Consider the following 12,396-nt stretch of genomic DNA (forward strand, 5'->3'; position numbering starts at 1 on the left):
AGGTGCCTCACAGCATCGACCAAGCCTTCACGGCGCTCCCCCTACGCGCCCTCGCCGACGCCGCTCTCGCCCGGGCGCGCGCCCTCGGCGCGGAGCACGCGGACTTCCGGCTGGAGCGGGTGCGCAGCGCCTCCTGGCGGCTGCGGGACGCCAAGCCCGCCGGGTCCTCGGACACCACCGACCTCGGGTACGCGGTGCGGGTGGTGCACGGCGGCACGTGGGGCTTCGCGTCCGGTGTGGACCTGACCATGGATGCCGCCGCGAGGGTCGCCTCGCAGGCGGTGGCGATGGCGAAGCTGTCCGCGCAGGTGATCCGCGCGGCCGGGTCGGACGAGCACGTGGAGCTGGCGAGTGAGCCCGTGCACGCCGACAGGACGTGGATCTCGTCGTACGACATCGACCCCTTCACCGTGCCCGACGCGGAGAAGTCGGCGCTTCTGGCCGACTGGAGCGCGCGGCTGCTGGCGGCCGACGGGGTCGACCACGTGGACGCCTCGCTGCTCACCGTGCACGAGAACAAGTTCTACGCCGACACCGCCGGGACGGTCACCACGCAGCAGCGGGTACGGCTGCACCCGGTGCTCACCGCCGTGTCGGTCGACGACTCCAGCGGCGAGTTCGACTCCATGCGCACCCTGGCGCCGCCGGCCGGGCGGGGCTGGGAGTACCTGACGGGGACCGGCTGGGACTGGGAGAGCGAGCTGGCCGAGATCCCGGAGCTGCTCGCGGAGAAGATGCGGGCGCCGAGCGTCGAGGCGGGGCTGTACGACCTGGTCGTCGACCCGTCGAACCTGTGGCTGACCATCCACGAGTCCATCGGGCACGCCACCGAGCTGGACCGCGCGCTCGGCTACGAGGCCGCCTACGCCGGCACCTCCTTCGCCACCTTCGACCAGCTCGGCACACTGCGCTACGGCTCGGAGCTGATGAACGTCACCGGCGACCGCACCGCCGAGCACGGCCTGGCGACCGTCGGGTACGACGACGAGGGCGTGGAGGGCCAGTCCTGGGACCTGGTGAAGGACGGCACGCTGGTGGGCTACCAGCTCGACCGGCGGATCGCGCGGCTCACCGGTTTCGAGCGCTCCAACGGGTGCGCCTACGCCGACTCCCCCGCGCACGTGCCCGTGCAGCGCATGGCCAACGTGTCGCTGCGGCCGGATCCGGGCGGGCTGTCGACCGAGGACCTGATCGGGGGCGTCGACCGCGGGATCTACGTCGTCGGGGACCGGTCCTGGTCCATCGACATGCAGCGCTACAACTTCCAGTTCACCGGCCAGCGCTTCTTCCGGATCGAGAACGGGCGGCTCGCCGGTCAGCTGCGCGACGTGGCGTACCAGGCGACGACGACCGACTTCTGGGGGTCCATGGCGGCCGTCGGCGGCCCGCAGACGTACGTGCTGGGCGGCGCCTTCAACTGCGGCAAGGCCCAGCCGGGGCAGGTCGCCGCCGTCTCGCACGGCTGCCCGTCCGCGCTGTTCAAGGGAGTCAACATTCTGAACACCACGCAGGAGGCCGGTCGATGAGCGTCCGCACCAACAAGCCGCACGAGATCGTCGAGCGGGCGCTGGAGCTGTCCCGGGCGGACGGGTGCGTCGTCATCGCCGACGAGGAGTCCACCGCCAACCTGCGCTGGGCGGGCAACGCGCTCACCACCAACGGCGTCACGCGCGGGCGCACGCTGACGGTCGTCGCCACGGTCGACGGCCGGGAGGGCACGGCGTCCGGGGTCGTGTCGCGTTCGGCGGTGACCGTGGACGAGCTGGAGTCCCTGGTGCGCGCCGCCGAGGCCGCGGCGCGCGGCGCGGGCCCGGCCGAGGACGCGCAGCCGCTGGTCACCGGCGGGGCGGCGGCGCCGGACTTCACCGAGGCGCCCGCCGAGACCTCGTCGGCGGTGTTCGCCGACTTCGCGCCGGCGCTCGGCGAGGCGTTCGCCCGCGCGCGGGCGGGCGGCCGGGAGCTGTACGGGTTCGCGAACCACGAGATGACCTCCACGTACGTCGGCACGTCGACGGGGCTCAGGCTGCGGCACGACCAGCCGAACGGGACGCTGGAGCTGAACGCCAAGTCGCCGGACCGGGCCCGCTCGGCGTGGGCCGGGCAGGCCACGCGGGACTTCAAGGACGTCGACCCGGCGGCGCTCGACGCCGAGCTGGCCGTACGGCTGGGCTGGGCCGAGCGGCGGGTGGAGCTGCCCGCCGGGCGGTACGAGACGCTGCTGCCGCCCACCGCGGTCGCGGACCTGCTGATCTACCAGTACTGGTCGGCGTCCGGGCGGGACGCGGCCGAGGGACGCACGGTGTTCTCCAAGCCGGGCGGTGGCACCCGGCTCGGCGAGCGGCTCGGCGCGCTGCCGCTGACCCTGCGCAGTGATCCGCACGAGCCGGGCCTGGAGAGCGCGCCCTTCGTGGTCGCGCACTCCTCGGGCGGTGACCAGTCGGTGTTCGACAACGGGCTGCCGGTGGCGGCGACCGACTGGATCCGCGGCGGTGAGCTGCACCGGCTGACGACCACCCGGCACAGCGCGGCCCTGACCGGGCTGCCGGTGGCACCCGCGAGCGGCAACCTGATCCTGGACGGCGGCGACCCCGACCGGTCCCTGGACGAGATGGTCGCGGGCACGGAGCGCGGGCTGCTGCTGACCTGCCTCTGGTACATCCGCGAGGTCGACCCGGCGACGCTGCTGCTCACGGGGCTGACCCGGGACGGCGTCTACCTCGTCGAGCACGGCGAGGTCGTCGGCGAGGTGAACAACTTCCGGTTCAACGAGTCGCCGGTGGATCTGCTCGGCCGGGCCACGGAGGCCGGGCGCACGGAGAAGACGCTGCCCAGGGAGTGGGGCGACTGGTTCACCCGGGCCGCGATGCCGGCGCTGCGGGTACCCGATTTCAATATGAGCTCTGTCAGCCAGGGCGTATAACCTCGTAGTCGGCCGTCACCCGACTGCCGACCGCCCGAAGATCATGAACATGTGGGAGACAAGAGAACCGTGACGGACATCGTCGACGAGCTGAAGTGGCGCGGGCTGTTCGCCCAGTCCACCGACGAGGACGCTTTGCGCAAGGCTCTCGCGGACGGTCCCGTCACGTTCTATTGCGGTTTCGACCCGACCGCGCCGTCCCTGCACGTGGGGCACCTGGTGCAGGTGCTCACCGTGCGCCGGCTCCAGCAGGCCGGTCACCGGCCGCTGGCGCTGGTCGGCGGGGCCACGGGCCAGATCGGCGACCCGCGCCCGACCGCGGAGCGCACGCTGAACTCGCCGGAGACCGTCGCCGGCTGGGTACGGCGGCTGCGGAGCCAGATCGAGCCGTTCCTGTCCTTCGAGGGCGAGAACGCGGCGGTGATGGTCAACAACCTCGACTGGACCGAGGGCCTGTCGGCCATCGAGTTCCTGCGGGACATCGGCAAGCACTTCCGGGTCAACAAGATGCTGACCAAGGACTCCGTCGCCCGGCGTCTGGAGTCCTCCGAGGGCATCAGCTACACGGAGTTCAGCTACCAGCTGCTCCAGGCGATGGACTTCCTCCAGCTCTACCGGAGGTACGGCTGCACGATGCAGCAGGGCGGCAGCGACCAGTGGGGCAACCTCACGGCCGGCCTCGACCTGCTGCACCGGCTGGAGCCGGACGCGTCGGTGCACGCCTACGCGACACCGCTGATGACCAAGGCGGACGGCACCAAGTTCGGCAAGACCGAGGGCGGCGCCGTCTGGCTCGACCCGGAGATGACGACGCCGTACGCGTTCTACCAGTTCTGGCTGAACGTGGACGACCGGGACATCTCGACATACTCGCGCATCCTGTCCTTCCGCTCCCGTGAGGAGCTGGAGGAGCTGGAGCGGCAGACCGAGGAGCGTCCGCAGGCGCGGGCGGCGCAGCGCGCGCTGGCCGAGGAGCTGACGACGCTGGTGCACGGGGCCGGCCAGACGGCCGCCGTGATCGCGGCCTCCAAGGCCCTCTTCGGCCAGGGCGACCTGGCGGAGCTGGACGAGGCCACCCTGGCCGCGGCCCTCTCGGAGCTGCCGCACGTGCGGGTCGCGGAGCCGGCCCCGGTCGTGGACCTGCTCGCCGAGGTCGGCCTGGTGGCCAGCAAGTCCGCCGCGCGCCGCACGGTGAAGGAGGGCGGCGCCTACGTGAACAACGCCAAGGTCACCGGCGAGGACGCCGTCCCGGCCGAGGAGGACCTGCTGCACGGGCGCTGGCTGGTGCTGCGCCGCGGCAAGAAGAACCTGGCCGCGGTGGAGGTCACCGGCGCCTGAGCGGGCGCATGCGCGAAGGGGCGGGCTCCGGTGCCGTACGGCTGCCGGAGTCCGCCCCTTCGCGCGACCGGGTGCCCCCGGGGCGGGGTCAGGCCCGTTCGCGTCGCCTGTTGCCGCGCACCGCCGTGTAGGCGGCGTCGCCGAGGCCGACCACGATGATCGCCGCCACCAGCTGGAACAGGTGCCGCCACCAGTCGATGCCGGACGTCGCCGCGACACCGGCCGCGCGGGCGATCGCGTTGCCGATGATGGCGCCGATCATGCCGCAGATGGTGGTCAGCCAGAGCGGCATGTGCTGCTTGCCCGGGATGATCGCCTTGGCGATCAAGCCGAGCACGAATCCCACGATGATCGCCCACAACCAGCCCATGGCTGCCTCCTCGTCCGGATCTGCGCGAGCAATTGCCACCAGTGTTCGGCCGTACCGCGAACGGCGCATGCCGCATACGGCCGAACGGGGTACGGGCGACTCCGCCGTGCGGCGCACGGGGCGCGCTCCGACCAGGGGTGCCCCGGTCTCGTGGGCGGCCCGGGTGCGGCGTAACGTGGTGAGTTGTCCGGGACCGGAGTCCCCGAGCGGCCGCGGACGGTAACGGGGCGGGGAGAGTCCGATACGGGCGGATGGTGGAACCGAATGCGGAAGCAGAGTGCCGGCGCCAGTGCCGAGGTGTTCCGGATCACCGGGGCCCGTACAGGCCTCCAGGAGGACGTGCGCGGGCGGCAGCGCCGGTACATCATCTCGATGTCGATCCGCACCGCCTCGGTGATCCTCGCGGTCTGCCTGTGGAACGTGGAGCGGCACGTCGCGATCGTGGCCCTGGTCCTCGGCGCGGCCCTGCCGTACGTCGCGGTCGTGATCGCCAACGCCGGGCGTGAGAACGCGCCATCCTTGCCGTCGACGTTCGTGACGGCGCCGACCCCGCCGATGATCATGCCGCCGCGGGCCGGGAACGGGGCGGCGGAATCCGTTCCGGAGGCCGCCACGGCCGATTCCGCGCCGGACGCGGCCGGGGAGTCACGTGGCCGTCCGTGACCGCGCCGCCCCCTCGGGAGCGGCGTCGATTCCACGCCAGGCCGAAGAAATGCTCAGATGAATTCGCGTTGTTCCGGGCTCGACGCCGGAGGGGCCGTGACATACTTCGTACGCGCTCCGCATCCCCCGTCGGAGCGACGGACCGACGCCGGGCAGCTCCCCCCGTGGCTGCTCGGCGTCGCCTTGTGCGGGGGTCTGTGAGAAACCGTGAGTGACGAAACCACCCCGATCTGCTCCGCCAAGGGCTGCCGCGCCGCCGCCGTGTGGGTGCTGGCCTGGAACAACCCGAAGATCCACACCCCGGAGCGCCGCAAGACGTGGATCGCGTGCGACGAGCACCGCGAGCACCTGTCCGAGTTCCTCGGCGTACGGGGCTTCCTGAAGGACGTGGTCCCGCTCTCCGAGTGGGAAGCCCCGGAGGGCCCCGGAGGGGCCGCCGGGAGCAGCGGCCCCGGCGGGGCCTAGCCGCCGATCGCGGACATCGGGCGGTCGGGCTGCACGAACGTCGGGTCGTCCAGGCCCGCGCCGGCCTTCTTGCCCCACATGGCCAGGCGCCAGATGCGGGCGATCTCCTCGTCGGGGGCGTCGGAGCGCAGGGCCGCGCGCAGGTCGGTCTCCTCGCGGGCGAACAGGCAGGTGCGCACCTGGCCGTCGGCGGTCAGGCGGGTGCGGTCGCAGGCGGAGCAGAACGGGCGGGTGACGGAGGCGATGACGCCGACACGGTGCGGGCCGCCGTCCACCAGCCAGCGCTCGGCGGGGGCCGAACCGCGCTCCTCGGAGCCCTCGGCGGTCAGCTCGAAGCGGGTGCGCAGGGAGGCCAGGATGTCACCGGCGGTGACCATGCCCTCGCGCTTCCAGCCGTGCTGGGCGTCCAGGGGCATCTGCTCGATGAAGCGCAGCTCGTAGTCGTGCTCGACGGCCCAGGCGAGCAGGTCGGGGGCCTCGTCGTCGTTGAGCCCCGGCATCAGGACGCTGTTGACCTTGACCGGGGTGAGCCCGGCCTCGCGGGCCGCTTCCAGGCCCTGTAGGACGTCCTTGTGGCGGTCGCGCCGGGTGAGGGTCTTGAAGACGTCCGGGCGCAGGGTGTCCAGCGAGACGTTGACCCGGTCCAGGCCCGCCGCCTTCAGGGCACTCGCGGTGCGCTTGAGACCGATGCCGTTGGTGGTGAGGGACATCTGGGGGCGCGGGCCGAGGGCGGCGACGCGCTCGACGATGCCGACCAGGCCGGGCCGCAGCAGCGGCTCCCCGCCGGTGAAGCGGACCTCCTCGATGCCGAGGGAGGTGACCGCGATGTCGATGAGGCGGACGATCTCGTCGTCCGTGAGCAGATCGGGCTTGGCGAGCCACTGGAGGCCCTCTTCGGGCATGCAGTAGGTGCAGCGCAGGTTGCAGCGATCGGTGAGCGAGACCCTCAGGTCGGTGGCCACTCGGCCGTAGGTGTCGATGAGCACGTGGGCCCCCTCCCTCGACGCGGTTCGGCGAAGCACTTCTCTTCTCCGACACCGTCGAGCCTACGTGACCGGTCCGACATCGACAGCCGCCCGAACCCACGACGTGGGACGCGGCCGCGTCGTAGGGATCTACGAGCGGCCGCGTCCGTACCGGTCGGAGGGCGTCAGTGCGCGCCGGTGCCGGTCAGGGACCTGACCTCCAGTTCCGCGTACTTCGCCTTGTCGGGCTCCTCCTTCGACAGGACCGTGCCGAGCCAGCCCATCAGGAAGCCGAACGGGATCGAGATGATGCCCGGGTTCTTCAGCGGGAACCAGGCGAAGTCGACGTCCGGGAACATCGCCTTCGGGTCTCCGGAGACGACGGGTGAGAACAGCACCAGGCCGACGGCGACGATCAGACCGCCGTAGATCGACCACAGGGCGCCCTGGGTGGTGAACCTCTTCCAGAAGAGGCTGTAGAGGATCGTCGGCAGGTTGGCGGAGGCGGCGACGGCGAACGCCAGGGCGACCAGTCCGGCCACGTTCAGGTCGCGGGCGAGGGCGCCGAGCGCGATGGAGACGATGCCGATGAAGACGGTCGCCCAGCGGGCCGCCCGCATCTCCTCCTTCTCGGTGGCCTGGCCCTTGCGGATGACGTTGGCGTAGATGTCGTGCGCGAAGGACGAGGACGAGGCGAGGGTGAGTCCCGCGACCACGGCGAGGATGGTCGCGAAGGCCACCGCCGAGATGGTGGCGAGCAGGATCGCGCCCCAGGCCGAGTCGACGCCGCCCACGTGCAGCGCGAGCAGGGGCGCGGCCGTGTTGCCGGACGGGTTGGACGCGATGATCTCGTCCTTGCCGATGAGCGCGGCGGCGCCGAAGCCGAGGGCGATGGTCATCAGGTAGAAGGCGCCGATGATGCCGATCGCCCAGTTCACGGACTTACGGGCGGCCTTGGCGTTGGGCACCGTGTAGAAGCGGATCAGGATGTGCGGCAGGCCGGCGGTGCCCAGCACCAGGGCGATGCCCAGGGAGATGAAGTCGAGCTTGGTGGTGCCGTTGGCGCCGTACTGGAGGCCGGGTTCCAGGAAGGCGGAGCCCGCGCCGCTGTTCTCAGCGGCCTTGCCGAGCAGGTCGGAGATGTTGAAGTCGAACTTCAGCAGCACCAGGAAGGTGATCAGGACGGTGCCGCCGATCAGCAGCACGGCCTTGACCATCTGGACCCAGGTGGTGCCCTTCATGCCGCCGATGGTGACGTAGACGATCATCAGGACGCCGACCAGGGCGACGATGAGGATCTTGCCCGCGTCGGAGGTGATGCCGAGCAGCAGCGAGACGAGGACGCCCGCGCCCGCCATCTGGGCCAGCAGGTAGAAGATCGAGACGACGATCGTGGAGGTGCCGGCGGCGGTGCGCACGGGGCGCTGGCGCATGCGGTACGCGAGGACGTCGCCCATCGTGTAGCGGCCGGAGTTCCTCAGCGGCTCGGCGACGAGGAGCAGGGCGACCAGCCATGCGACCAGGAAGCCGATGGAGTACAGGAAGCCGTCGTAGCCGAAGAGGGCGATGGCGCCGGCGATGCCGAGGAAGGACGCGGCGGACATGTAGTCGCCGGAGACGGCCAGGCCGTTCTGGAAGGCGCTGAAGGACCGGCCGCCCGCGTAGAAGTCCGCGGCGTCCTTGGTCTGGCGGCCGGCCCAGACGGTGATGAAGAGCGTCGCGACGACGAAGACGGAGAAGAGGGTGATGATCAGCGGCCGGTGCTCGCTGGCCTCGTTGGCGGCGAGCTCTGCGGCGAAGACGGTCTGTGCGGGGCTCATGCGCCGCCCTCCATCCGGGACTTGATGGCCTCGGCCTTGGGGTCGAGCTTCGCGGCGGCGTGCCGCGAGTACCACCAGGCGATGAGGAACGTGGTGACGAACTGGGCGATGCCGAAGACGAACGCGACGTTGATGTTGCCGAAGAGCTTGGTGCCCATGAAGCCGCCCGCGTAGTTCGACAGCAGCACGTAGAGCAGGTACCAGGCCACGAAGGCGACGGTCAGCGGAAACGCGAAGGAGCGGAAGGAGCGGCGGAGTTCGGCGAACTCGGCGCTCTGCTGCACCTCGGAGAACTCCTCGGCGGAGGGGAGTCGGTGTTCCTCTCGCGAGGGGGGCTCCTCTTTCGAGGGGGGCGGTGCGTCGGTGGCCACGGAGTCTCCTCGTACGACGGACATGACGGCTTGGACCTCGGTGTTCTCGCAGGGGGCCGGTCGGGCTCGGGCTCCCTGTCCAACGACACGGCGCCCCATCGGGACCGGTTCAACTCCCGGGGCACTTTCCCAAGTCACTCGCGGCGGGTCATTGCTGGCCAGCGAGTTCGGGGGATAGCTTCACTCCTGCACCACTACGTCATGTACCTGCCCGGTCCGTACCCGTCTCGGGCAGGTGCTGTTTGCCGGATGATGTGGAGACCCCATGGATCATCTGCGTTCCCCGAGTGCCCCGCTCCCCGGACGCGGGTTCGCGCTCGTGGTGCCGGTCCCGCGGACGTGTCTGCCTTTCCGCCTCGCTCCGGCAGCACGAGTTTCCCGAGTTTTCCCGACGGACTGGAGACATCACGCATGACCGCACCTCACCCGCGTCACCGCCGTGCCCTCGCGATCCCGGCCGGTCTGGCAGTGGCCGCGTCGCTGGCGCTCCTGCCGGGCACCCCGGCCGCCGCGGTCCCCGCGGCGGAGGCCGCCTCCCCGGCGGCCGACGCGACCTCGCTCAGCTACGTCGTCAACGTCTCCGCCGGGCACGGCCCTTCGGCCACCGTGCGGCGGGCGATAGCCAAGGCGGGCGGCACGATCGTGACGTCGTACGACCGGATCGGCGTGGTCGTCGTCCACTCGGCCAATCCCGACTTCGCCAAGACGCTCCGCAAGGTGCGCGGCGTGCAGTCGGCGGGCGCCACCCGCACCGCGCCGCTGCCCTCGGCGGCGACGACCGACACGGGTGCGCCGCAGGTGCTGGGCGCCGAGGAGCTGGCCGCCGCCAAGGCCGCCGCGAAGGCGGAGGGCCAGGACCCGCTGGAGTCGCTGCAGTGGGACCTGCCCGCCATCAAGGCGGACAAGGCGCACGAGAAGTCGCTGGGCAGCAAGAAGGTGACCGTCGCCGTCATCGACACCGGCGTCGACGACACCCACCCGGACATCGCCCCGAACTTCGACCGCCAGGCCTCCGTCAACTGCGTGGCGGGCAAGCCGGACACCGCCGACGGCGCCTGGCGCCCGAGCGCGGCCGAGAGCCCGCACGGCACCCACGTGGCCGGTGAGATCGCCGCCGCGAAGAACGGCGTCGGCATGACCGGTGTGGCTCCCGGGGTGAAGGTGGCCGGCATCAAGGTCTCCAACCCCGACGGTTTCTTCTACACCGAGGCCGTGGTCTGCGGCTTCATGTGGGCGGCCGAGCACGGCGTCGACGTGACCAACAACAGCTATTACACGGACCCGTGGTACTTCAACTGCAAGGACGACCCGGACCAGAAGGCGCTCGTCGAGGCGGTCTCGCGGGCCTCGCGGTACGCGGAGAAGAAGGGCGCGGTCAACGTCGCCGCGGCCGGCAACGAGAACTACGACCTCACCTCCGACGAGATCACCGACCCGTCCTCGCCGAACGACACCACGCCCGGTGACCGGACGGTCGACCCGTCGAAGTGCCTGGACATCCCGACCCAGTTGCCGGGTGTCGTGACGGTCGCGGCGACCGGCGCGAAGGGCCTCAAGTCCTCCTTCTCGAACTACGGCCGTGGCGTCATCGACATCGCCGCGCCCGGCGGCGACTCGACGGCCTACCAGACCCCCGAGCCGCCCGCCACGAGCGGACTGATCCTGGGCACGCTGCCCGGCGGCAAGTGGGGCTACATGGCCGGTACGTCGATGGCCTCGCCGCACGTCGCGGGCGTCGCCGCCCTCATCAAGTCGACGCACCCGTACGCCTCCCCGGCGATGGTCAAGGCCCTGCTGTACGCCGAGGCCGACGCCACGGCGTGCACCACGCCCTACGACATCGACGGCGACGGCAAGGTCGACGCGGTGTGCGAAGGTCCCAAGAACCGCAACGGCTTCTACGGCTGGGGCATGGCCGACGCGCTGGACGCGGTGACCCGGTAGTCGCTGCGCGTACCCGTGCGTGATGCGGGGGCGGCGGTCCGGGTTCCCGCCCGGCCCGCCGCCCCCGTCGCCGTCGCCGTCGCCGTCGCCGTCGCCGTGCGGCAGTATCTGCGCCACGGACACGTACGAGGGGGACGCCGCCTACTACCGGGCGCGGGTCGAGAAGGTGGCGGGCCGCTGGACCGGGCGGGCCTCCGCCCGGTCCAGCGGCCGAAGAAGGCCAGCCCGCCCGTGGAGTGCGAGATATCCCGGCGCGACCACCGCGGCACGGGCGGCCGGTACGCCGCCGAAGTCGCCCTCGCCCAGGGGTGGGAGCTGCGGCCCGCGGACGTGCGCAAGGAAGTGCGGCTGTGGTGGTCGGCCGCCTCCCCGCCCGGAGAGCGCCGGGGTGATCGACACGGCACGGGACTCGTGACGGCACTGCCACGACTTGCCCGGGTCCGGTGAAGTTCGTGAAGATCCCCGGGTGACCCCGCACCACCCCCCGCCCCCCTCCCCGGCCCGGACCGCCGACACCGGACGCCACGCGCGGCCCGCCGGCACCGGCCGGACCGTGGCCGTGCTCGTGCTGGTGGCGCTCGGCGCGCTGATACCCGTGCTCGGCCCGTCGCCCGCCCTGCACGGCACCGGGGAGGCCGAGGCTCCCGGCACCGGCGGCATCGCCCTGCTGCGCACCGTGCTCTTCGCCGCCCTGAGCGTGCCGCTCGGCGAGCTCTTCGTGAACCGCCTGGCCCGCTCCCTGCCCGGCGCTCCCCCGGCCCGGCCCCGCAGCTGGGCGCCGTACGCCGCCGCCTGCGGTCTCGTCGCCGCGCTGGGGCTGGCCTCGGTGGTGGCCACGGGCAACCTGGTGCCGGGCTCCGCCGCCGACGTCGACGTCGGCGGTCTCTACGCCACCCGCGACGGCAAGCTCGCCCTCCTGGAGGTCAACGGCTTCCTCGCCGCCTGGCTGTGCGCCACCTCACGCCGGCCCGGACTCCAGGTGTGGCCACTGGCCGCGGTGGCCGTCGCGGACGCGCTGCGCGCGCACCCCACGACCGAGTACAGCCCACTGCTCGGCTCCGGTCTCACCCTCGTCCATCTGACCTGCGCCGCCCTGTGGGTGGGCGGGCTGCTGTACGCGCTGCGGGTGCTGGGGCGTTGGCGGGGCGCGGCGGCGGGACCGGCCCTGCTGGGGCTCTACGCGCGCGTGGCGGCCGCCCTGCTGGCCGCCCTCACCGCGACCGGGGTGTGCAGTTCACTGCGCCGGATGCCGGCGGGCACGGTCCTGGACCAGTTGACGGACACCGCGTACGGGCGGGTCCTGCTCGCCAAGGTGCTCCTGGTGGCCGCCGTCGCCGTGCTCGCGCTGTGGGCCAGGATCCGGCTGGGCCGCGCGGCCGACCCGCTGGCCGCCTGCTCCCCCGCGCGCGCGGAGGTCGCCGCGCTGGGCGTGGTGGTCGCGGTGTCGGGCCTCCTGACGGCCCTTCCGGTGCCGATCCGCTGGTGACCGCTGCGTGCCCGCCGGCGTACCCGGCGGACCGGTACGCCGGCCCGGTGCGGG

12 protein-coding genes are annotated in these 12,396 nt (G+C 72.1%); 8 read left to right on the forward strand and 4 right to left on the reverse strand.

Features of this window, described 5'->3' with window-relative positions:
- Positions 1-2 precede the first annotated feature (2 nt).
- The 3 genes from EV562_RS32205 to tyrS all read left to right on the forward strand — a co-directional run bounded on the left by EV562_RS32205 (position 3) and on the right by tyrS (position 4,258).
- Positions 3-1,526 (forward strand): TldD/PmbA family protein, encoded by a 1,524-nt coding sequence (locus EV562_RS32205; protein WP_133890404.1) that lies wholly within the window; start codon positions 3-5, stop codon positions 1,524-1,526.
- A complete protein-coding gene (locus EV562_RS32210; RefSeq protein ID WP_133890405.1) occupies positions 1,523-2,920 on the forward strand; it encodes a metallopeptidase TldD-related protein in 1,398 nt (465 codons plus the stop codon). Before EV562_RS32205 ends, EV562_RS32210 begins: the two co-directional genes overlap by 4 nt.
- A gap of 69 nt (positions 2,921-2,989) precedes the next feature.
- A complete protein-coding gene (gene tyrS / locus EV562_RS32215; protein ID WP_133890512.1) occupies positions 2,990-4,258 on the forward strand; it encodes a tyrosine--tRNA ligase in 1,269 nt (422 codons plus the stop codon).
- 88 nt (positions 4,259-4,346) lie between these two features.
- On the opposite strand, the gene EV562_RS32220 is transcribed toward tyrS, so the two are convergent.
- Positions 4,347-4,628 (reverse strand): GlsB/YeaQ/YmgE family stress response membrane protein, encoded by a 282-nt coding sequence (locus EV562_RS32220; protein ID WP_104635952.1) that lies wholly within the window; start codon positions 4,626-4,628, stop codon positions 4,347-4,349.
- Positions 4,629-4,892: 264 nt separating this feature from the next.
- Here EV562_RS32220 and EV562_RS32225 point away from each other — a divergent pair, with 264 nt between their 5' ends.
- Positions 4,893-5,291, forward strand: a complete 399-nt coding sequence (locus tag EV562_RS32225; RefSeq protein WP_208298472.1) for a DUF3099 domain-containing protein — start codon at positions 4,893-4,895, stop codon at positions 5,289-5,291.
- A gap of 207 nt (positions 5,292-5,498) precedes the next feature.
- On the forward strand, positions 5,499-5,756 hold the full coding sequence (locus tag EV562_RS32230) for a hypothetical protein (RefSeq protein WP_133890407.1): 258 nt from the start codon (positions 5,499-5,501) through the stop codon (positions 5,754-5,756).
- On the opposite strand, the gene moaA is transcribed toward EV562_RS32230, so the two are convergent.
- From moaA to EV562_RS32245, 3 genes are all read right to left on the reverse strand, one after another.
- Positions 5,753-6,742 carry a GTP 3',8-cyclase MoaA gene (moaA, locus tag EV562_RS32235; RefSeq protein WP_243860297.1) on the reverse strand — a complete coding sequence of 330 codons (990 nt, stop codon included), beginning with the start codon at positions 6,740-6,742 and terminating at the stop codon, positions 5,753-5,755. The genes EV562_RS32230 and moaA overlap by 4 nt on opposite strands.
- A 164-nt stretch (positions 6,743-6,906) precedes the next feature.
- The gene (locus EV562_RS32240) at positions 6,907-8,541 is read right to left on the reverse strand and encodes a cation acetate symporter (protein WP_133890409.1); all 1,635 of its coding nucleotides are present in this window, start codon (positions 8,539-8,541) and stop codon (positions 6,907-6,909) included.
- Positions 8,538-8,912, reverse strand: coding sequence for a DUF485 domain-containing protein (locus EV562_RS32245; protein WP_007448099.1), 375 nt, complete (start codon positions 8,910-8,912; stop codon positions 8,538-8,540). The genes EV562_RS32240 and EV562_RS32245 overlap by 4 nt, the downstream gene beginning before the upstream one ends.
- Before the next feature lie 411 nt (positions 8,913-9,323).
- Here EV562_RS32245 and EV562_RS32250 point away from each other — a divergent pair, with 411 nt between their 5' ends.
- The 3 genes from EV562_RS32250 to EV562_RS32260 are packed head-to-tail and all read left to right on the forward strand — an operon-like array spanning position 9,324 to position 12,342.
- Positions 9,324-10,856: a S8 family serine peptidase gene (locus EV562_RS32250; RefSeq protein WP_133890410.1), complete on the forward strand. Its 1,533-nt coding sequence runs from the start codon at positions 9,324-9,326 to the stop codon at positions 10,854-10,856.
- Between the two features lie 15 nt (positions 10,857-10,871).
- Positions 10,872-11,303, forward strand: coding sequence for a hypothetical protein (locus tag EV562_RS32255; RefSeq protein WP_243860298.1), 432 nt, complete (start codon positions 10,872-10,874; stop codon positions 11,301-11,303).
- A gap of 19 nt (positions 11,304-11,322) precedes the next feature.
- Positions 11,323-12,342 carry a CopD family protein gene (locus tag EV562_RS32260; protein ID WP_133890411.1) on the forward strand — a complete coding sequence of 340 codons (1,020 nt, stop codon included), beginning with the start codon at positions 11,323-11,325 and terminating at the stop codon, positions 12,340-12,342.
- The last annotated feature ends 54 nt before the right edge of the window (positions 12,343-12,396 follow it).

This window comes from Streptomyces sp. BK208 (assembly GCF_004364245.1).
Classification (GTDB): Bacteria; Actinomycetota; Actinomycetes; order Streptomycetales; family Streptomycetaceae; genus Streptomyces.

Coding starts and splice junctions, on each gene's coding strand:
- EV562_RS32240 (WP_133890409.1), bottom strand. CDS start 8,541: ATGAGCCCCGCACAGACCGTCTTCGCCGCAGAGCTCGCCGCCAACGAG.
- EV562_RS32210 (WP_133890405.1), top strand. CDS start 1,523: ATGAGCGTCCGCACCAACAAGCCGCACGAGATCGTCGAGCGGGCGCTG.
- EV562_RS32225 (WP_208298472.1), top strand. CDS start 4,893: ATGCGGAAGCAGAGTGCCGGCGCCAGTGCCGAGGTGTTCCGGATCACC.
- EV562_RS32250 (WP_133890410.1), top strand. CDS start 9,324: ATGACCGCACCTCACCCGCGTCACCGCCGTGCCCTCGCGATCCCGGCC.
- EV562_RS32220 (WP_104635952.1), bottom strand. CDS start 4,628: ATGGGCTGGTTGTGGGCGATCATCGTGGGATTCGTGCTCGGCTTGATC.